Consider the following 19,377-nt stretch of genomic DNA (forward strand, 5'->3'; position numbering starts at 1 on the left):
CCGAACGATCGTCCCTGCAGGCAATGGATGAGGCCCGGAGACACTGTCCCCTTCACCATCACGCCCTCTGCGACCACGCCGGTGAGCCGAACATTGCCCTCGCTCGGCGCCCCTGCCACCTCTGGATCTCAACGGCGGATCAGCCGGAGCCGGCTCGTTGCCCGATCCGTGCGCAAGACGACGCTGTACTCCCGGTCGAGAAACAGCAGGCAGCGAGCAGGATCGTCCGGGACGGCCCTGCGGTTCTACCCGATCGGACGGCACCCCCGGTCCCCGGCGTCCCGCACCAGCTGCTTAGGATCCGTGCCCGTGCCAGAGGTTCCCGATGAGTTGAGCAAGTTGGAGCGATCGGCCGAGGAAGAGCGCGCGAAGCTCGCGGGCCTCGCCGGTGACGAGTACGACGCTCAGTGGCGCCGCTGGCGTGAGGCGTCCGAGGCCGTCCAGGCGGCCGTCACCGCGCACGCCCAAGCCACCCAGACCAGCCGGTATGAGCTGGAGCAGGCGGTGAAGAAGGCCGTGCGGCACGCCCAGGAGGACCCTGCTGTCCAGTAGCCGGTGCCGGGGCCTTACTGCTGGTCGGGCCAGGTGGCCAGTGCTTCGCCGCTGTCCTCTGGCCGGGCTGGTCACACATCGATCAACCTGGCCAGTCGGAGTTCTGAGGCTTGTGCGCTGCCGAGCGTCCTGGAGCAGCCGTCCGACGTGGGCAGGCGTGGTGTGACGCACGGCCTGCGCGCGATCAGGGTTCGGGTCAGCCTCCTACTCGCCCACCAAAACTGGCCAAAAACGATCTACAGCAACTACCCCAGGCCCGACAAAACTCAGGTCTTGCACGTCTCGCCTACACGGCAGCTCCGGGTACCTCCTTTACCCGTTCCGAGCGCCTGCCAGCGAGTCCCGCCACAGCGCTCTCGGGCCAGCCAGGTGCACCTCATCAACAGCCTCACACCGACGATGCCTACCCCCACATGGAGGTGCTGGCGCGGCGAGAGGCCCGCTCGTCGCGTAGACCAGTCGTGACCGCACTGCAGCACTACCTCGGCGACTTCACCACTGCGACAGCCGCCGGCCTTGTCGCTGAACTCGTCAAGCGTCGGCTCGACAAGCACAGCCACCGCGACGACCAGGAACCGGACGACGTGGCCACTCCGAGCGAAGACCCCACCCCAGAACAGGAGGAGTAGCCGCCCGTTCGCAGGGCTCACAGCAGGGGCGCCGCTCGAGCTGCACATCCGCCCGTCGCAGGCCCCGGGGGGCGGAGCAGCCGTCCGGCGCCCCGGTATTCGCGATCGTCCACACCGCCAGCGGTCAGCCGGCAAAGGTGAGCTGCAGGTGGTAGCGGCCGGGACCGGTCATGCGCTCCCGGGCCGCCGCCTGGTCGTCTTCTTCGCCGCTGTCTTCTTCGCGGGCGTCCCTTTCTTCGGTGCGGGCAGGTCGTGCACACCGGCCGGACCCGTGTCCTGAGAGCGGGACGCCTTGGCCTTTTGCACCGACTCGTTCAGCGCGGCCATCAGGTCCAGTACCTGGGCGGGCTGCTCGGGTTCAGCCGCTTCCGGCAGCGGCTTGTCTTCGCGCTTGGACTCGATGATCTGCGCGATGGCCTCGGTGTACCGGTCCTGGAACTCCGGGCCTTCCAGTTGGTCGACGGTCAGGGTGTCCATGAGGGCGAGCGCGCCCTCGATCTCTTCGTCGGACACCTCGGTGGGCGGCGGGAGCAGCTCGGTGGGGTCACGGATCTCGTCGGGCCAGCGCATGGCGTGCAGGACCAGGACGTCATCGCGTACGCGCAGCAGGCCGAGTCTTTCCCGGCCGGACCAGGCGTACTTGGCAACAGCCACTTTGGCCGAGCGGCCGAGGGCCTGCACGAGCAGCTTGTAGGGCTTGGCCGCGATCTGGCCGGCCGGCTGCAGGTAGTAGCCCTCGGCGATCCGGATCGGATCGATGGACTCCAGCGGCACGAACGCGTCGATCTCGATCGCCTTCGCTGTCGGCAGTGGCAGGTTGCTCAGGTCCTCGTCCGTGATCGGGATGACCTGCGTCTTGGTCAGCTCGTATCCCTTGCCGATCTCGCTCTGGGAGACCTCACGGTCCTCGAGCTCGCATACCTTGCGGTAGCGGACCCGGCCACCGTCCTTCAGGTGGTACTGATGGAAGTGGATGCTGCGGTCCTCGGTCGCTCCCACGACGTTGATCGGCACCGTCACCAGACCGAAGCTGATGGCGCCGGACCAGATGGTTCGGGGCATGGCACACCTCCGCACTCGCCCCGAGCACCACCAGGTTACGACGGTCCCGCAGACGCCCCCGTGGACACCGGCAGCCCGGGGCTCGAACACCGCTCGGCTTCCGACCCGAGCTGCAGACCCGCGGCAGCTGCTTGCGGTCGCACCATCCCCTGAGCCGCCGGTACGGCTGGTGCCCCGGCGCCCCTGGGCATACGGCTCAGGGCTGGTCGGGCGGCGTCTCCTGGCCAGTACCAGCCGTGGGCTGCCATGCACGGCATTCTCGTTCTGTCACCCGCCGCGGCACCAACCCACAGACACACGCCAGCACGGCGTCCACACGAACCGGGGAGCGCTTGCTACGCGTTCGCCGGACCCAGGTCAGGTGTCGGTGATGTGGTCGAAGCCGCGCAGTAGCGGTGTGACCGCCTGCGCGCACCCGCACAAGGTGCACAGGCGGGTGCCCGGGTGCTCTGCCGCGTCCAGGGCGCGCTCCAGATCGAGCAGCGGCGCCCCCGCCGGTGCTTCCTCGCAGTCCGGTGCGTGCAGGACGGAGCGGGCCGGGCCGCGGCCGTCGCTCACCTTCTGCAGCACCCACCCCGAAGGCCGGCGCTCCCCGAGGACCTCGCGGACCACCGCCTGCGGGGACCGCTCCAGCTTCTCGGTGAAGACCTGGTCGTAGTCGACGCCGTCCACCGGCCGTACGTGGTCGGGGGCGCGCACCCACACCCGGTACTCCGCCGCTTCCACACCGCCGTCCTCACGATCTCGGTACGACGGCAACCCCACGAGGTAGGCCCGACCTGTCTCTGTTTGCCGCCGCTTCCACAGTCGCGCCACGACTTCCTGCTGCTCAGTCCCGAGCAGGGGATCGGCAGGCAGCACGACCCGGACCGGCACAGGCGCGGGTTCGGCAGCGTCGTCGGAGGGCGTAGTCACGGCCCCACGGTAGACAGGCGGCCGGTCAGAGGTTGCTGGTGATGAACTGGTCCACTTGTGCAGCCAGTCCCCATGCTCGGGGCTGCCCGGGGCGGGCACGGTCCGCAGGTCCTCGGGCATGGCGATCTCTTCCGGTTCCCACGTGCCGTCGTTGAAGTAACAGGCCCATACGGCCTCGCGAGCGGCATTGATGACGACGGCGCCGCCCACGGCCCCGTCCCCGGCGAGTGCGCCTTCGTCCACGGCGGTGCGTCCGGTCGCGATCGCCTTGCTGCTGCGGAACACCTGGACGGCCATGCCGTGCGGGCGGCTCTTGCCGGTCAGGAGGTAGAGCGCCCAGTGGGTGCCGACGGCCTCCGGCCACCGCGTGCGGGCGGCCTGACGGGTGATCCCGGCGGCTTCCCCCAGATCCGTGTAGGTGGCGGCACCCCGCCCTGCACGGGTGGCGGCGGGTCGGCTGCGGACCCGGATCGCCTACGAACTCGGCATCGACGCCGACCCGAAAGCTATCGGCCCCAGGGTGCTGATCCTCCTCGCGGAGATCAACGCCACCATGAAGCAGCCGGCCCGCTACTGGGAGAAGATCCGCGAGTCCGGCGACCCGAAGGTCTCTCGGGCCGTCGACGCGTTCAACGAGATCCTCTACATGGGCCGCCAGCTGCGCATGCACGTGCTCCTGGCCGCCCAGTCCGCCACCGCCCGCGCCCTGGGAGGCCCGGAGGTCCGCGAGCAGTTCGCCACCCGCATCCTCGCCCGCTACAGCATGAACGCCTGGCGGATGCTCGCCCCCGAGGTCCACCCGGCGCCGAAGTCCACCAAGCACCAAGGTCGCGCTCAGGTCGTCATCGGCGGTTCCGCTCGCGAGACGCAGGTGCTGTTAGCCCGCGAGTGGGCCACCACAGGCAAGAAGGCCGCCGCCGGCCGCTCCGCCCGCAGCACTCCCGACGCAGGCCAGCCCGAAGCCGCCCGCGTCCGACGTGCAGTCCGCCGCCGCGTCCGCGGACTTCCTCGCTGACGCCTTGGAGCACCACGGCGACCCCGGCCGTGCCCGATCCGGTTCCGGCCGCCGACCGCGACTTCGTCGCCGACGCCTGGGGCCTGGGGCCTGGGGCCTTCGGCCGCCGACCCGGGCGGCGCCTTGACGGAGCCAAGTTGACGCCGCCGACAGTCATCATCGACCATTTTGGCAACTTCGCCCTGTTTACCGGTTTATATCCAATATTCGGGCGTTGTCTCTCATCTCTTCCCCTCCTTCACGTTGTGCGTCCGCATGGTCCGGTGGGGATGGTGGCCAGCTCGCGTACGTGACGGATGAGCGGTGTCCTGGGGAACGGGATGACGCCGAGGTCAGGATGGTCCCGCTCGGTGATGTGCTCAGCGACGCAGTCGGACAAGTCGTCGGTGAGGACGGGAGCGGCAGCCCGGTGACCAAGCAGCTCCTCTGGGGCGAATCCATGGCGGGCGAGCTGACGGCCCCAGTGCTCGGCGTCGTGGGACTCGCCATGCTGCGCGTGGTTGAGGAAGAGACAGTACTCGGCGGCTTCGTCCCCGGCTCCGGCGGCGAACTGCCACCAGAACCGGGCCCCGTCGGTGTAGTCGCAGAGATAGAGCAGGCAGCCGAAGGTCCGGGCGCCGGCCAGATGGGCGTAGTGGCAGTCGATGAAGGCCGCGAGGTGGCGGTCCGCCTTCGGTGACAGCAGCATGATCAGGCTGGCGGCCTGCAGATCCCGCCAGGCGTGGTCGATGTCGTACCCGGTGCTCATGCCCGGAGCGGTCCATGATGACGTATCCGCCATCAACGCGGTGGCTTCCGCTGCGCCGCCGTTCTCGCCGCCGTGGACAGGGCAGGCACGCTTGCGGCGGAGATCGCGTCGACGTAGCAGGCGTGCCTTGGCGGCTGTCAGGTCGTAGGCGTCGTATCGGTCCTTCGTCCGGGCTCGGGCCAGCCACTCGTCGAGGGTGCGCCTCGAAGTGGGCGTGGCAGCGTGGCTCATGACGTCTTCTCCCCCTGGTCGGCGCGGTCGGAGTACTCGGCCTGGAGCAGACGGGCCAGGCGCCGACGGGCCTGGCACAGGTGCGAGCGGACGGTGGCCTCCTCGAGGCCCAGGAGCGCTGCGGCTTCGACCGTGCTGAAGCCCAGTCCGTAGTGGAGCACGATGAGGTCGCGCTGACGCTCGCTCAGCCTCCGGGTGGCGGAGTACAGCGTGATGGAGTCGACGAGGCCCTCATAGGGATCTTCCGCCTGATCCTTCAGCGCTGCTTCGAACGCGGCGATGTCCATCGGCTCCGGCCGCCGGCTCCGCTTGCGCTGCTGATCCGTGATGCGGTTTTTCAGGATGGCCCACGCATACCCCTCGAGATGCTCCATCTGCAGCATCTGACTCCACTTGTCCATCACCGCATCGAAGGTGGCGTCCACCGCTTCCTCGGTGTCCGCATCGGAACCCAGCTGCAGATAGGCGAAGCTCATGTAGCTCTGCCGTCGATCGGCATGAAACGCCCAGTACGAGACCCGGTTGGCGTCGGGCCACTGTGCCATCGGCACCGTCTTTTGCCGTCGGCTCGGGACGCCTACGGCACCACCGGACTCCTCCGGCCCGCCCTCACTCACCGTCCCCCCTGGTCAGCTCGCCCCCGGGAGTATGCTGCTCGTCCGGTGCGGGCGGACGCAGCCCGGTGATGCCTACGCGGACGCCAGCGGTGAGTATCCGCTTGGACAGTCGGAGCGCGTCGGGACCGAAGACCCGGATGGCCAGCGTGGTCAGCAGCAACGCCGTAGCAGCGTCGTGCACGTGCCCTCCCCATTGGAAGTGGTCTGGGAAACGCCGCCCACCCCTCGGCGTTGGAGGCGAGCGCCTCCAGCAATAGAGCGTTTGGAAACCCGAAAACGTGCAGGCCGACCAGCCAAAAATATTACGTTCAGTATCAGACCAAATGCCTTCCGTTACATGAGCAAAAGCGACCAAGTTCGTTCAATGCTCTTCCCGGATCCGCCGCCGTGGTGAACGGTGCCTCCCGATGCCTCCTGTGACGGTGCGGCGCATCGCCTCGGCCAGCCGGCGGCCGATCTCAGCGCGCCGGCCTAGGCCGGGCCATTCGGCCGCCCGGGTGGCCACTCCGCGAGTCGTGGTCGGCTCCGGCCGGAGGCCTCTCGCCGGGTGTCGCGGGCGCTGGCCGCCGTGGCCCTGCTCGCATGATCCCCGTCGCGGGCGTGGGCTTCGCGGCCTCATACGACACCCTGCGCCGCGCGGCCGAGGACAAGGGCTTCTCGCACGACCTGTCCTACTGGGTGCCGGTCGGTATCGACGGCGCCATCCTGGCCTTCCTGGCGCTGGACATGTACCTCACCGCGGGCCGGATCGGCTGGCCGCTGCTCAGGTTCGCGGCGCACAGGATGGTGCTGGCCACCATCGTGTTCAACGCGGCCGGGGCCAAGGCCGGGGACCCGGTGGCCATGGCCTGGCACGGGCTGATGCCGGTGTTGTTCGTGATCGGGGTGGAGGCGGTCCGCAGGCTGATCCTGCACGCCACACGGCTGGCGAACGGCGAGGTCACCGACCGGATCCCGCTGCACCGCTGGCTGCAGGCCCCGGCGCCGACCGTGCGTCTGTACCGCCGTATGCGCCTGGCGGGCGTGACCTCCTACCCGGAGATGATCCGCCGTGAGCAGGCCCTGGACGGCTACCGCGTGTGGCTCACCCCATGCAAAGCCGTGGGAGGGATTCCGGCCACGGATGAGAGCGGCGGCTTCTTGTGCGGCCAGACCAGCGCGATCTCCGTACTGCCTGCTGAGCTCACTGAGGCGGAACTGGAAGAGATCCGCCTAGCGGAAGACAAGGTGGGAGTGCGAAGGACATCGCCGCCCTTATCGCTTCGCTGACCCCCCAGGCCAAAATCTTCAAGTGGGCCCTCATCGCAGGCGGGGTCCTCACCAGGGCCGAGGACGCACTGAACGCTGGCGGCGTAACCCAGATCGTTGGCCAGTTCAAGAACCCAGCGTCAGGTCAGGACGAGACGCTCGTCTGGGACGTCATCAAGCTGAGCAAACTGAGCGAAACCCACGCTTTGGGTTGCATCAAGCTCGAATTGAACCGCCCTCCTAGGGGAGTCGGAGTCCGGATAGCGCTGGCCGGGACAGCACGAAGGGGCCCGGTGCCGTGGGAACGGCGCCGGGCCCCACAGCACTGCTCAGCCTCGGGCTGCCGGGTCTAAGGACTGATCACGGCGGTTCGCGGCTGGTGACACGGTTCTACCGGCACCCCAAGTAGGCGGCCTGTACGCCAACGGCGAGCGGGGCGGCACCCACCACCGGGTGCCGCCCCGCTCGTCTTCTTCCGGTGCGTCAGCGCCAGCTCTGCGGCGCGTACGCGGTCATCGGGTCGTAGCCGCCGCGCAGCAGCTCCTGCGCCTCCTGGCGCAGCTCGCCCGCCGTGGTCCGGGCGGCGCCCACGGCCGCCTTGATGTCGTTGAGCGAGACGACGTCGACGTTGTCGGCGCTCCCGCCGGCCGCGACGATGAGGCGGGCGACCCGGCGGGCCTTGATCTGGCGCGAGGTCAGCCCGGCCCAGGCATCGGCCATGGCCGCCTCCGCCTCCATCACCGCGATCCGGCGCCGGGCCTCGGCCGTCCTCAGGCGCTCCGCCTCCGCATCAGCGGTCGCTCGATCCGCCTCGGCCCGCACCGCCTGTGCCCTGCGGTGCTGCTCCGCCGCCTCTGCCTTCGGACGCCTTGGACAGGTACTCATCCGATACTCCGCCACCGGTCGGCGTGGTCTCGGTGGTGGGCGTGGTAGGTGTGGTGGTGGTTGCTGCACAGCTGACGCCCGGGATCGTCAGCGTGGTGCCCGGGAAGATCCAGTGATACATCGTTGCCCTGCGCCTCGCCGGGAGCGCCGCCTTCGCGGCCAGCCGGCGACACGACGCCCGCGATGCCAGCCAACTGCTCGCCCTCCTCGGACGCACATGACCAGGAGTCGGAACCAGAGGGCTCCGCCGAAGCTCGGGCGATGACCACATGGAGTTGCAGCAATAGTGGATGCGGGGGAAGGTAGAAAGTAAGGTGGCCAATAATCGCTCATCCATGAAGGCACGAATCGCCTCGACTATAACGAGAATCGCGATTGCCTTCAATGGCATTTTGAGCAATCTTCGCGACTGCGCGAAAGCTTGGTGATTGCCTTGACGCCCACATTGACGAGCCGTTTGGACAAGCTCAAGCTAGAGGCAGCCATTGTCCATGCTTACCGCTCCCAATTGGCAGCTTCTACAGACGCGGGCGTAAGGGGACGCTCCCTCCTATCCGGTGACCTTAGGGAGGTCGAACGGAATCTTGCCCACCCAGAAAGCCGGGTTCCAGCCGCTCTGAGGCCTATCATCAATTACCTTCTGAAGTGGTTTCCGACTCTCAGTGACAGGCGATCTTGGCTACTCAATTTGGTACTCCAAGCGAGTCATGAGACCGCACGCACGAATTTCGGAGTGAACGGTGATCGTCCCGCGCATCTCGTTTACCATCTGAGCGGTGGCCCGCATGCCGGGGTGAGTACAATGGCCGACGGCAGTATTTCGGTTAAGTATTCCGAGCGACTACTCCTCTTCGTGGAATTGTTCTCATGGCTACTGACTGAAGATTTTCTCGACGAGTACCATCACATCGCCGAACTTCGGCTCTCCGGAAACTATGCCTCGACGAATGAAATAATAGGCGCTCTGGTTCGGTTCGCGATGGCCCAAGAGAACCTCACCGATGGTGGAGCCTATTTGATGCAGCGAGATGCCGACAGAGGGGGGTTGCTCGGATTGCTCCAAGGGTTCCCTGCTCATACCTTCATTCTCGCTCACGAGCTCTCGCATAAGCTACTCGATGAGGTTGATACGGCACCAGAGCTCGCCAGGTGGATTGGTGAAAATTCGCTGACTGTCGCGAATCGTGAAATCGCTGCAGATGCGCTGGCTCTAGAGCTAGTCAAGATTATTTACGAGCCATACGAGCAATTCGAGTGGGTCGGTTCCGCAGGCGCTGCGTGGGCTCTCACTACCCTGCAGGCTATCGAAACTGGATCGCATGCTCGCCTTTCAAATGTAAGTCCGAGTTTTGATGAAAGGCTTGATGCCTTGGCTGGAAAGTTCCAGTCGTCAAAATCTTCTACTCCGGACCGGCGAAGGTTCCTGACTGCTCTCTGTTTGTATGAACGTTTTGTACCTGACAGAGCATGGGATGCCCTCCGTTTTCTTGTGAGAAGTCGGCGCGTTGCCGTCAAAGGTCGAGCATTGGAAGCAATTGATTTGGCCCAATTTGGAGATGTCTTCCTAGTGATGGGAAAGGTCGACGTGAACTTGAATTTCTTGCGCTCCCGCACTTCCCCCGGGTATTCCCTTGCGGACTGCGCCGGGGCGATTCTATTTAGTCAAGGTGATGACATTTCGGCGTACACCTCGAGGTATGTCGAGACGCTAGATATCCAGGGTTACGGAAGGGAAGCCCTAGAGGACCCCCGCCAGGCGGTACGATACTATGATCTCATCGATTGGATCTGGAAATCCCCGAGAATTTCTGAGCTGGCAAATATAGATCGCGATATAGGCTACGGATCGGCTATCTATCTTGCGGGCGCGTACGCAGGGGCTTGCCAGCGAGCGCAGGAGGAACAGAGATGACGACGGACTTGCAGAATCTTACAGAAGATGAGCTCCTAGCGCGGCTCGACAAGCTGGTATATGGGTCCGACGAATACATATCTGGCAGGGAGTTGCGGCTCGCGATCGAGCGGAGTCGGACGTGGGTTTCCGTTTGGCTGGATCGAAATCGTCGCGCTGTATGTCGAGAGCTAAAGGGTCGTGGATTTACTGACTCTGCGAAGCAAGAAAAGTTCCTAGACTTCGCAACGATGGTTGAAATCATAGGTCACACCGGACTCGATCCCCACTACTCCCCGGTGCTAGCAGCCATTCTATTGAAACGTGGAATCAGCGTCCTGTGTCCGTAGTCTCGGTGGCTGGTCAGTGAACCAACGAATTTCGGGCAACCCACGGGACGCGCTTTGCGCAGGGTGGTCGCTGCAACGCTCGCCGAGGTGTTCCGTGTTGCTGCCTTGGCAGGCATGGAGCCGGTTGCCTCGAAGCAAGATCAGGACGAGGGGTGACGGAGAAGGGTTGCAGTCCGCACCGGGTGTGCAACGTACCTGGTCAGGCGACTTCCAGACGGGGAATCTTGAGGGGACTGTAAATCTGCCGGCCGCGGGCGCTCGTCCCGACCACCGGTGGGGCTGGGTGCTCTCGCGCTGCGGCCTCGATGACTGCCCGGTTGGCGTCGATCTCCTTCGCGGACGGCCTGGCCGCGACCGTCGATTGGTATCGCGACAACCGTGCCTGGTGGGAGCCGCTGAAGAGCCGGCGGCACTGTCGTGACCCGCTGGCTGGTCACCGGCTCCGGCGGGATGCTCGGTCGGGACGTGCGGACCCTGCTGACAGACGACCAGGTCTCCGCGTTCGATCGCGCCGCCCTCGACATCACCGACCCGGAGGCCGTCCGCACCGCGGTCTCCGGCCAGGATGTGGTGATCAACTGCGCCGCCTGGACGGACGTCGACGGCGCCGAAGCCTCGAGGCCACCGCCACCGCCGTCAACGGAACGGGGTTCGCCACCTGGCTCGCGCCTGCCGGGACAACGACGCTCGACTGCTGCATGTCTCCACCGACTACATCCTGCCGGGAGACGGCACCGAGCCGTACTCCGAGTCGGCCGCGACAGGTCGTCAACGCGTACGGCCGCAGCAAGCTGGCCGGCGAACGGGCGGCCACACTCATGACCAGGCGCATCACCCGCCGAAGCTCCCGCAGAAACGGTCAGCCTGACTCCCGCGAAGCCGACCGGGACGGTATCCCGCTGGACGGCGCTGAGGTGGGATGTCCGGCGCACGGGCTCCACTGCGGCTCAGGCCGAGCAGCGCCTGCCGACGGACGCGCCATGCGCTCAGCGGGCGGTGCAGGAGGCCGAAGACCTCGTGCACGGCTACTGGCGCCGGCTCAGTCCCCTCTACCTGTCCAAACGCGACCACCATCAGCACTGAGCCGATCGGTCAGCGCATGGCCGGTACGGGGGATCGGTCAGTTGCCGAGGGTTGGGGGAGGGTTTCACGGCAGTCGATCACTGCGTCGACGCCGACGATCTGCAGGGTGCGCATCACGGCTTCGCCGGGTGCGGCCAGACGTATCCAGCCGCCGGCCTCGGTGAGGCTGCGGTGGGCAGCTATGAAGATGTTGATGCCGGTGGAGTCCATGAAGGTGACCCGGCTCAGATCGACCACGATGCGGGGGCGGGGAGTCCCGGAGGCGTCCAGGGCCTGGCGGAGCGCCTGGCCGGTGTCGCGGTCAATCTCTCCCGCCAAGGCGAGTACACGGATGCCGTCGGTGGCGGCGGAAACGACCGACAGCCGGGCCGGCTGCGCGGCTTCTCCGGTGTCCGCCATCTCGCTCTCGGCCATGTGGGTGATACTGGCACACCAAGACCTTCACCTGCAGTGCTGCGAGGCGAGGGCCTGCTGCAGCTGCCGGTTCTGCGCCCGCACCCGTTCCAGCTCTTCCGCCAGCTCATCGGCCGAGCCGACGCGGACTGCGGACGGGGAGGGACGGATGAGGCCAAGGCAATCACCGAGAAAGACAGCGGACAGGGGGCACTCTCACACGCCTGCCCCGGTTCCCTGTCAGCATCCATCCGATTCCAGCGCGTCACTACGCGTGAGGCCCCCGGCAGTAGCATTCCGGAGGACATCCGCGGTGGGCTTGCTTCCCAACCCCACCGGGGACGAGTCACCACCTGCTTGCAGGGCATTCCCTCGCAGACGCCGAGCCTTGAGAGCGCGTAGATGCGCGCTGGGGTGAGTGACCGCGGCATCGATGACCGTGCCGCCACGCGGCCTTCCAGCCCTCGAGCCCCGAACCGCGCCAAGTTGCGCCTGACTGTTGCGCGAGTCTTGTCGGAGGGTCCCCTGCGCAAAGTCGGGACGGAGACTGTGACGCCGAGGCGTCATCGACGTCCTGGGGAAGCCCCACATGCATTCCGCTGATCGCACACGTTGTGCTCCCCGGCCTTCACGGTGAGCGAGCCGGGATGGTATGACTACACTGCGTGATATTGCGTGACGGTTTAGTGCCGGGGGTGCAGTGTGGCGGGGGCGCTTGAGCCAGGTAGAGATGGAGCAAGGCCTGTCTTTGAGGGCTTTCCGGAGCTGAAAACGCCAGCGGTTGTGGTGGTGGCCCCGCCGACCCAGAGCGCTCCCCTGCCCTCACCTCAGGTGTACCTGCAGTACGTCTTCGACGCCGATGACTGGGAGGACTTCACCGTCGAGTGGGTTCATGCGCTCGGCCTGTGGGAAGGCCGGCCGTACGTCCGGGTGCAACGGATGGGTGGAGCCGGAGACCGTGGAGCGGACGTAGCGGCCTGTCTGAGCCCCAATGGCACGGCCGGCGAGTGGCACTGCTACCAGTGCAAGCACTACGTCAAACCGCTTGGTCAGTCGGACGCTTTTCCGGAGATGGTCAAGATCTTCACGGCGAAGGTGCTGGGCGTGTACGAGCTGCCCACGCGCTACGTCTTCGTTGCACCCAAGATCGGCACAGGCCTGGACCGTCTCCTGCTCAACCCTCCACAGCTGAAGAAAGAGTTCTTCAGTGCGTGGGATGAGGAGCCTCCAAAGCTCGGGACGAAGCTCACCTCCAAGGTGCGGACCGCAGTGGGGGATCTGGCGCGAGAGACGGACTTCTCGATGTTCGAGGCCCGGAACCTGGACGAGATCCTCGAACTGCATGCCACGACTCCACACCACGCGAGACGCTTCCCGCAGCGGCTCAAGCCGCGTCCTGCCGCCGACCCGGCTCCGCCCGACCAGGAAGCCCATGAGGCCGTCTACGTCCGCAAGCTCCTGGACGCCTACAACGCCAAGCATGGTCTCGCCCTGGAGACGCTTCAGCAGGCCCGCGAGCACGCCAAGGTCAAGGGCCACTTCAGCCGGCAGCGCGAGGCGTTCTTTCATGCTGAGTCATTGTGGCGTTTTGCTCAGGAGAGTGTCCCGGAAGCGACTTATGAGGCGATCGAAACTGACCTGCACGACGCGGTGGTAGAGATCGAGGATCGCGACTACGACCACGGCTACGCACGGCTGGAAGCGGTTTTGGACGCGGCGGTCATCCACAAACCGAACCCGGCAAACATCCTCGCCCCGGTTGTGAAGGTCATCGATCTGAAGGGCATGTGTCACCGTCTGGCGAACAATCACCGGCTGACCTGGTGCAAAGAGGAGCCCCAGTGAATCCTCTTAACAGCCCCCTGGAAGTCGGCATCCGCGCCCTGGTGCTCCTGTCAGAGACCTTTCCGCGCCGCCTGGACGTTGCCCAGCTCGTCTACCTGGACCATGCCATGCTTCACAGCGGCGACCTTGATCATGGCCCGGTCAGTCTCCACCCTGATCTCCCCGCCGGCCCCGGAGAGCTCGGCATGCGCCGCCGCCTCATCGAGCAGGGCCTCATGGTGCTGCTGCGTGCTGGCCTCGTGGACATGGCTGCCACCGACGACGGCTTCATGTACGGAGCCACGGAGGAGGCCGCAAGTTTCCTTCACGTCCTGGAGTCCCCCTACGTCGGCCAGCTCACGGAACGGGCCGACTGGCTGACCAGCACTTACATGCACGAAGGAACGGACGTCCGCGAAGGCATGAAACAGATCACCCAGCGCTGGTCCGGCCGCCTTGCGGCTGGCAATCCTCACCTGGGAGAAGGTGGCGTGCTGTGAACAGGCTGACGCTGGTACACCTGACGTTCCTTGGGATGGGTAAGCCGCCTGCGGCGGTGGAATTCAGCCCGGGACTGACGGTCATCTACGGCGCCTCCGACAGGGGCAAGTCATACGTCGAAGAGGCCGTGGACTACATGCTGGGCGCCAGCGAGCTCAAGTCCATCCCGGAGGACGAGGGCTACACCCGCATCCTTCTGGGCCTGCGCGTAAGCGACGGCCGGACGCTCACCCTGTCCCGCGCCGTTGGGGGCGACACCATCGAGGTGTTCAACCACGACCTACGGAGCGCCCCGTCCGAGCCGGCTGACGCCACGCTTGCGTACAAGCATCACCCCAAATCCCAGAAGAACATCTCCCGGTATCTGCTCAACGTCCTCGGCATCGACGGGCGCAGGATCCTCCAGAACTCGCGCGGCGACGTAGTGCCGCTCAACTTCCGGGACCTCGCCCGCCTGGTCGTCGTCAACGACACCCGTATGGCGGACCAGCGGTCGCCGGTGCTCGGCACCCGGATGCCGCAGAACGAGACCAAGGAGAAGTCGGTCTTCAAGCTTCTCCTCAGCGGGCAGGACGAGCCAGAACGCCCCACTGCGCCCAGCAAACTGGAGAAGCAGTTCGGGAAGGGCAAGATCGCGGTCATCGACCACCTCATCGACGAGAACCGCGAGAAGCTCACGCTCGAGGCGAACCAGTCTCAACTGCGGGAACAACTAGACCGTGTGAAGTCGTCATTGGGTGAGGTCACCGCAGCTGCTGGCGACATCGCTGCCACCCGCTCCAGCCTCCTCCACCGCCGTCGCGAACTGGAGACTGGTGACGCTGACAACCAACAGCGCGCCGGTGAAGTTCAGCAACTTTTGTCACGGTTCGTACTGCTCAGGGAACAGTACGAGTCCGACCTGGCACGACTCCAGATGGTCGGTGAAGCCGGAACGCTTCTGGGCTACTTCCAGACCGGCACCTGCGTCTTTTGTGGCGCAGAACGGCAGCACCAGCACCCAGAACACCACCTCGCCGAGACCACTCAGCTAGCAGCTGCCGTCGCCGCAGAGACCCGAAAGACGACCGACCTGCACAGCGACCTCATCATCATGATCGAAGACCTTGAGGACCAGGCGGCGACCCTGGATGCGAACCGTGCTCTCCATGCCGAGCAGCTCGCACACAACAGCGAAGAACTTCGCGCTCTCGATCAGCGCATGGAACCGCTCAACGCCGACACCACCGAGCTGCTGGCCGCCCGATCGCGCCTAGAGCACGAGCTCGCCATACATACCCAGATCGAGCAACTCGAAGACCTCAAGGCGTCCCTGTCCAGTGCGCCGCCCGCACCGCCGACGGCCCGCCCAGACAACATTCCCGCCGCCGACATTGCCGACTTCGAGAGCAAGATGCACGAGACGCTGGAAGCCTGGCAGGTACCCGGGGACAACCACGTCACATACGACCCGACCAGTGCCGAGATCTCGGTTGACGGTCGGCCCCGAAAGAGCCGCGGCAGGGGCATGCGCTCCATCATCCACGCCGCATTCGCGGTGTCACTCGCGCGCCGAAACACAGCTCGTGGGCTGATCCACCCGGGCTTTGTCGTACTCGACACCCCCGTTCTCACCTACCGTCGGCCCGAAGACCCGGAGGAAGCACAACCCGAGCTGATGACCCACGACGTCGTCGAGAACTTCTACAGAGACCTCCTCGATAACCCCCCCGGCCAGGTCATCGTTATCGAGAACCCCACGCCACCGAAGAGCATCAGGAGCCGTGCTGCCGTCTACGCCTTCAGCGTCGACGGCTCAGACCGCCAGGGGTTCTTCCCGCCCCGAGACAGGCACTGAACCCGACAGCCAGATAGAACGGCCGACCGGGCCTTCCCAGGCAGTGGTGCCACGCCCACTCCATGCCCAGCTCCTGCAGTGCGGCGCGCTGCTCCGCAGTGAGTTTGTCGCGCCTCGCGCGGGTGTTCGATGTCCATACGCCCAGCTTCACGACCACCGGCTCCGTCTCGCCGTTGACCACGATCTCCTCAGCGTGGCCGCGCTGGCCGATGGCCTTCCCGTTCGACCCACTGTGTAAGGGCCGCCAGGCCGCGCTGGAACGCCTGCTGCGCCTTACTCGGGCCCTTCGTCGACCGCGTGACCGCCGGGGCGGGAGACGGCGCCTCAACGGGCTTGACGCCCAGCCGGGCAGTCGCTCCTGCTGCTCGGTCGACAGCTGTGCCCAGGTGCTCGGCTGCTTCTGCCGCTGAAGCCACCGCCGGATGTCATCGCCGTCCATCAGCACGCCGGGCTGGATCTCGGGCAGGCTGCCGTCGGCGTCGACCAGGTCCGCGAGCACCCGGTAGTGCCGCTGCGTAGGGGACGGCGTGGAGGCCGGTGATCTCGTTCTCCGCCCGCCACCGGAGCAGGGCCTGGTAGCCCTCCAGCCACACCAGGGACTCGGGCCTGTAGACCCGGGTGCGCAGGAGCGCGGCGATCGTGGCGGCGTCGCGCGGGCTGGAGAAGTGGAGCAGGGCCGACTCGGCAGCGGCGTTGGCGCCGTCGTCGTGGTCCTGGTCCTTGCCGTCCTCGCCGCCAGCCCCGACGATCCGCCCTTCCTTATCGCGCCGCATGTGCACCTTGCGCTTCCCGCTGGTGAGGGCACGGGAGGCGAGCTGCTCGACTAGGCGCTCATCATGCGAGCGCAGGCCCTGAAGCACGGCTACAAGAGGGCGGAACGAGGCGGAGGCGACCATGTCGTGCGGGTCCTCGTCGGGCTCTAGGAACACCGGCACGATGATCCGCGCGACCTTCGTGGAGCCGTCGCGGTTGGGCCTGAGCGCCCGGCCGATGTTCTGCACGATCTCCACCTGCGAGCCGCGGGTGTCGGCGAAGCACACGGCCTCCACACCCCGCTCGCCGGTGATGTCCACGCCCTCCCCGAGCACGCGAACGCTAGCCAGGAACGCGCGGTGTACCCGGCGGCCGGCCGCGTCGATGCCGTTGGCGAACTGGCGCAGCACCTCGCGCCGCTCGGACACGAGGTGGTCGCCGCACAGCCAGGCCGACCACACCCGGTCCGGCGGGACGTGACGGCCGGCCTCCAGCTCGTAGAACTCCGCGTCGATCGACGACTTCGGAAGCCGGTCGGCAGCCGCCAGGTCCTCATCGGAGGCGTCGTTGACGTACAGGTGCGCTGCCGTCTCCGGCAGCTCCTCCGCGAACGCCATCGCCTCCTCCACCTTCTGGTGGAAGGTCATGACCGTACGCAGGTTGTATGCGGCGGCGTGCTCCAGGAGCGGGGTCTGCAGGAGCGCCAGGCTCCGGCCCCGCTGCGCCTCCTTCGACTCCCCCAACACGGGTGAGGGGTCGCGGATCTCCAGCACGTCGATCTCGAAACCCCGGCGAGGATTCCCCGCTCGATCGCCTCGCTCAGCCCGAGCTCGGCCAGCCATGGCCTGTAGGTCTCGGAGTCCTGGCCCATCGAGGCCAGCTCCAGCTCCTGGCCTTCCGCGCCTTTCTGCGGCCGGGGCGCGGCGAGGATGCGTGGGGTGGCGGTGAGGTAGAGCCGGAAGTCGGCGGGGATGCGGGCGTTGTCGTGGATCGCGGCCCACGGCCGACCGAGATCACCGGCGGTTCCGTGGGCCTCATCCACGATCGCAAGGTCGCAGCCTGCCATCTGCTGCCCGAACAGCCGCTCCCCGCCCGCCAGAGCGGCCTCCAGCGGCCCGCGAACCTTCCGCTGGCCTCGAGAGAGGCGTACGTGGCGAACACGACGACCGGCCCGTTCGCGGCCCACAGCGCGAGCTGATCGGGTTGGTGGTGGTGCGGACTCCCAGCTCGTTCAGCACTGGGTCGTTCTCCAGCGAGCACACTGCCACCATCGGGGCCCGGTGGCCCACCAGGCGCCACGCCTGGGCGATCTGCACGAGCAGGTCCAGGGTTGGCACGGTTACGAGGATCCGGCCGTCCCGGAAGCACTCCAGCGCGCACGCGGCGGCCATGATCGTCTTGCCCGACCCGGTCGCTGACACGATCGTGCCCCGGGCACCCTGCGGGGGCACAGATGATCTCACAGGGAATCCCAACCACTTACGGACGCCGACTTCGGGTCTACCTGATGTTCCTTGAGATGAATACTCGGCACCAATGCTCCCTGGCTCCTTCTTCTGGCTGTGTCGTGAAATCACCGAGGCCGACGCGAAGGGCGGTATCAGATCCTACCGCCCGTACCAGCCAACTTTGTAAGCCACGACAGGACTTGGCCGACTGAGGCGGTCCGAGCGATCCGCTGCTCTCGGAACGGCCCTCGCACCTTCACAGCAGCCTGGTGCCCGCGTTACCACCCACGAATGGAGTAATCACAGCAGGTACCCACGGGGCAATGAAACGCTAGGCGTCAGATCCTTGATGAAGGGCGAGCAGTGGAAAAGTCAGAGTTGATGACCGTATATCAGACGGAACGCAGTGATGAACAAAACACTTCTACTTTGATCATCGCCATCAACACTGCAGTTTTGGCGTATCTCGGTGTTGCTATCGCATTTGTAGGAACGACCAGGAATCCCAGGATTCCCGACTGGCTTCTTCTTGGGGCTGCTCTCCCGCCGTTTCTCCTGCTCTCGTATGCCAGGTTTCAAGGGTGTGCGTCCATCCTCCGTCAGAGTTACCTGGTGGTTCTTGAGCAAAAGCTTTCAGCGAATGCAGCGAATGCCGAGGATCCGAATGCAGCGGACAAGTGGGAGCACAATTGCCGGTTCCCGGGGTATACGACGCTGCAACGTGGCCTATACAAGGGGCTTTGCCGCTCCAATTGGCCTGGCGTAGTGGCACACTGGATCACAGATTACCTTGCACCTTTGGCGATCTCACTTCTGTTGTTTGCCTATTTTATCTTCTGGCTTCCCTCTAAGATCAATGCAAGTGCCCCAGTCGTTGTAGGGTACGGGACCGCATACTTCCTCATCATTTTCGTGAATGCCTGCGCCGTTTACCAGGCAAGCAAGCAAAAAAACCTCTCCACTCTGCGTAAAATCGCAGACGAGACAGCGGACTCCGAAAAGCAGCGCTGGTTGCCTGTAAACAGGCTGAAGGTTCCATCGAAATAGGCACCATGGTTTTCTGTCAATCATGTGCCTCGCCGGTTGCTCGGGTGCTGTGCAGGTTCATTGGTCGGCGAGAGCGGTGACGCAGGAGCGGCAGGGAAGCCGTGATCCAGAATGGATCCGAGACTTATTTTGAAACAAACATCTGAGTGTTCAACCCGGAACCACAGTACCGGACGGACGCACCCCAGCCTCTTCTCTCCGAAGCCGCTTCTGACCCATCGTCACGTCCCCCATAAACCACCCCAGCGGTCCGTGCTGCTGCGCGGGCCGGAGGCCCGTTTGGCCGCGCGCAGCGCGGCCGAGGCTGGAGCGCAGCGGAAGCCTCCAGCCGGACGGAGCCCAGCACCG

At 65.8% G+C, this 19,377-nt stretch carries 17 protein-coding genes and 2 pseudogenes; 11 read left to right on the forward strand and 8 right to left on the reverse strand.

The features are described from left to right. The first annotated feature begins 309 nt into the window (after positions 1 to 309). Positions 310 to 552 carry a hypothetical protein gene (locus ACIBBH_RS41070; RefSeq protein WP_399413898.1) on the forward strand — a complete coding sequence of 81 codons (243 nt, stop codon included), beginning with the start codon at positions 310 to 312 and terminating at the stop codon, positions 550 to 552. Between the two features lie 461 nt (positions 553 to 1,013). Then, positions 1,014 to 1,181 carry a hypothetical protein gene (locus tag ACIBBH_RS41075; RefSeq protein WP_399413900.1) on the forward strand — a complete coding sequence of 56 codons (168 nt, stop codon included), beginning with the start codon at positions 1,014 to 1,016 and terminating at the stop codon, positions 1,179 to 1,181. 168 nt (positions 1,182 to 1,349) lie between these two features. Here the strand turns inward: ACIBBH_RS41075 and ACIBBH_RS41080 are convergent, their stop codons facing one another. Together ACIBBH_RS41080 and ACIBBH_RS41085 are read right to left on the reverse strand one after the other, a co-directional pair. Further along, positions 1,350 to 2,243 (reverse strand): Ku protein, encoded by an 894-nt coding sequence (locus tag ACIBBH_RS41080; RefSeq protein WP_399413902.1) that lies wholly within the window; start codon positions 2,241 to 2,243, stop codon positions 1,350 to 1,352. A gap of 357 nt (positions 2,244 to 2,600) precedes the next feature. After that, positions 2,601 to 3,119 carry a DUF6233 domain-containing protein gene (locus ACIBBH_RS41085; protein ID WP_399413928.1) on the reverse strand — a complete coding sequence of 173 codons (519 nt, stop codon included), beginning with the start codon at positions 3,117 to 3,119 and terminating at the stop codon, positions 2,601 to 2,603. A gap of 481 nt (positions 3,120 to 3,600) precedes the next feature. Between ACIBBH_RS41085 and ACIBBH_RS41090 the strand changes: the two genes are divergently transcribed. Further along, positions 3,601 to 4,173 carry a hypothetical protein gene (locus ACIBBH_RS41090; protein WP_399413904.1) on the forward strand — a complete coding sequence of 191 codons (573 nt, stop codon included), beginning with the start codon at positions 3,601 to 3,603 and terminating at the stop codon, positions 4,171 to 4,173. A gap of 238 nt (positions 4,174 to 4,411) precedes the next feature. Here ACIBBH_RS41090 and ACIBBH_RS41095 read toward each other — a convergent pair whose 3' ends face one another. The 3 genes from ACIBBH_RS41095 to ACIBBH_RS41105 form a co-directional block, all read right to left on the reverse strand. After that, complete coding sequence (locus ACIBBH_RS41095) at positions 4,412 to 5,152, reverse strand: hypothetical protein (protein ID WP_399413906.1); 741 nt, start codon at positions 5,150 to 5,152, stop codon at positions 4,412 to 4,414. Further along, the gene (locus tag ACIBBH_RS41100) at positions 5,149 to 5,697 is read right to left on the reverse strand and encodes an RNA polymerase sigma factor (RefSeq protein WP_399413908.1); all 549 of its coding nucleotides are present in this window, start codon (positions 5,695 to 5,697) and stop codon (positions 5,149 to 5,151) included. Before ACIBBH_RS41100 ends, ACIBBH_RS41095 begins: the two co-directional genes overlap by 4 nt. 64 nt (positions 5,698 to 5,761) lie before the next feature. After that, positions 5,762 to 5,950, reverse strand: a complete 189-nt coding sequence (locus ACIBBH_RS41105) for a hypothetical protein (RefSeq protein WP_399413910.1) — start codon at positions 5,948 to 5,950, stop codon at positions 5,762 to 5,764. Between the two features lie 401 nt (positions 5,951 to 6,351). Here ACIBBH_RS41105 and ACIBBH_RS41110 point away from each other — a divergent pair, with 401 nt between their 5' ends. Next, positions 6,352 to 7,038, forward strand: coding sequence for a DUF2637 domain-containing protein (locus ACIBBH_RS41110; protein WP_399413912.1), 687 nt, complete (start codon positions 6,352 to 6,354; stop codon positions 7,036 to 7,038). Positions 7,039 to 7,500: 462 nt separating this feature from the next. Here ACIBBH_RS41110 and ACIBBH_RS41115 read toward each other — a convergent pair whose 3' ends face one another. Next, on the reverse strand, positions 7,501 to 7,902 hold the full coding sequence (locus tag ACIBBH_RS41115; RefSeq protein WP_399413914.1) for a hypothetical protein: 402 nt from the start codon (positions 7,900 to 7,902) through the stop codon (positions 7,501 to 7,503). A gap of 802 nt (positions 7,903 to 8,704) precedes the next feature. Here ACIBBH_RS41115 and ACIBBH_RS41120 point away from each other — a divergent pair. The 3 genes and pseudogenes from ACIBBH_RS41120 to ACIBBH_RS41130 all read left to right on the forward strand — a co-directional run bounded on the left by ACIBBH_RS41120 (position 8,705) and on the right by ACIBBH_RS41130 (position 11,011). Continuing rightward, positions 8,705 to 9,814, forward strand: coding sequence for a hypothetical protein (locus ACIBBH_RS41120; protein WP_399413916.1), 1,110 nt, complete (start codon positions 8,705 to 8,707; stop codon positions 9,812 to 9,814). Between the two features lie 779 nt (positions 9,815 to 10,593). Then, positions 10,594 to 10,704: pseudogene (locus ACIBBH_RS41125) on the forward strand (dTDP-4-dehydrorhamnose reductase); the annotation flags it as partial. 133 nt (positions 10,705 to 10,837) lie between these two features. Further along, positions 10,838 to 11,011 carry a hypothetical protein gene (locus ACIBBH_RS41130; RefSeq protein ID WP_399413930.1) on the forward strand — a complete coding sequence of 58 codons (174 nt, stop codon included), beginning with the start codon at positions 10,838 to 10,840 and terminating at the stop codon, positions 11,009 to 11,011. A 224-nt stretch (positions 11,012 to 11,235) separates the two neighbouring features. Here ACIBBH_RS41130 and ACIBBH_RS41135 read toward each other — a convergent pair whose 3' ends face one another. Continuing rightward, positions 11,236 to 11,640: an STAS domain-containing protein gene (locus ACIBBH_RS41135; RefSeq protein WP_399413918.1), complete on the reverse strand. Its 405-nt coding sequence runs from the start codon at positions 11,638 to 11,640 to the stop codon at positions 11,236 to 11,238. Positions 11,641 to 12,450: 810 nt separating this feature from the next. Here ACIBBH_RS41135 and ACIBBH_RS41140 point away from each other — a divergent pair. The 3 genes from ACIBBH_RS41140 to ACIBBH_RS41150 are packed head-to-tail and all read left to right on the forward strand — an operon-like array spanning position 12,451 to position 15,781. After that, a complete protein-coding gene (locus ACIBBH_RS41140; protein ID WP_399413920.1) occupies positions 12,451 to 13,464 on the forward strand; it encodes an ABC-three component system protein in 1,014 nt (337 codons plus the stop codon). After that, positions 13,461 to 13,943, forward strand: a complete 483-nt coding sequence (locus ACIBBH_RS41145; protein WP_399413922.1) for an ABC-three component system middle component 2 — start codon at positions 13,461 to 13,463, stop codon at positions 13,941 to 13,943. Before ACIBBH_RS41140 ends, ACIBBH_RS41145 begins: the two co-directional genes overlap by 4 nt. After that, the gene (locus ACIBBH_RS41150; RefSeq protein ID WP_399413924.1) at positions 13,940 to 15,781 is read left to right on the forward strand and encodes a hypothetical protein; all 1,842 of its coding nucleotides are present in this window, start codon (positions 13,940 to 13,942) and stop codon (positions 15,779 to 15,781) included. The genes ACIBBH_RS41145 and ACIBBH_RS41150 overlap by 4 nt, the downstream gene beginning before the upstream one ends. A 52-nt stretch (positions 15,782 to 15,833) precedes the next feature. Here ACIBBH_RS41150 and ACIBBH_RS41155 read toward each other — a convergent pair. After that, positions 15,834 to 18,068, reverse strand: a pseudogene (locus tag ACIBBH_RS41155) (Helicase associated domain protein); the annotation flags it as partial. 277 nt (positions 18,069 to 18,345) lie between these two features. Here ACIBBH_RS41155 and ACIBBH_RS41160 point away from each other — a divergent pair. Then, positions 18,346 to 19,029 carry a hypothetical protein gene (locus ACIBBH_RS41160; protein WP_399413926.1) on the forward strand — a complete coding sequence of 228 codons (684 nt, stop codon included), beginning with the start codon at positions 18,346 to 18,348 and terminating at the stop codon, positions 19,027 to 19,029. The last annotated feature ends 348 nt before the right edge of the window (positions 19,030 to 19,377 follow it).

It is taken from the genome of Streptomyces sp. NPDC051636, assembly GCF_044453765.1.
GTDB lineage: Bacteria > Actinomycetota > Actinomycetes > Streptomycetales > Streptomycetaceae > Streptomyces.

Bases quoted from the DNA above. Each gene is read 5' to 3' on its own strand.
- ACIBBH_RS41080 (WP_399413902.1), bottom strand. From the start codon at position 2,243: ATGCCCCGAACCATCTGGTCCGGCGCCATCAGCTTCGGTCTGGTGACG.
- ACIBBH_RS41095 (WP_399413906.1), bottom strand. From the start codon at position 5,152: ATGAGCCACGCTGCCACGCCCACTTCGAGGCGCACCCTCGACGAGTGG.
- ACIBBH_RS41100 (WP_399413908.1), bottom strand. From the start codon at position 5,697: ATGGCACAGTGGCCCGACGCCAACCGGGTCTCGTACTGGGCGTTTCAT.
- ACIBBH_RS41110 (WP_399413912.1), top strand. From the start codon at position 6,352: ATGATCCCCGTCGCGGGCGTGGGCTTCGCGGCCTCATACGACACCCTG.
- ACIBBH_RS41115 (WP_399413914.1), bottom strand. From the start codon at position 7,902: ATGAGTACCTGTCCAAGGCGTCCGAAGGCAGAGGCGGCGGAGCAGCAC.
- ACIBBH_RS41120 (WP_399413916.1), top strand. From the start codon at position 8,705: ATGGCCGACGGCAGTATTTCGGTTAAGTATTCCGAGCGACTACTCCTC.
- ACIBBH_RS41135 (WP_399413918.1), bottom strand. From the start codon at position 11,640: ATGGCCGAGAGCGAGATGGCGGACACCGGAGAAGCCGCGCAGCCGGCC.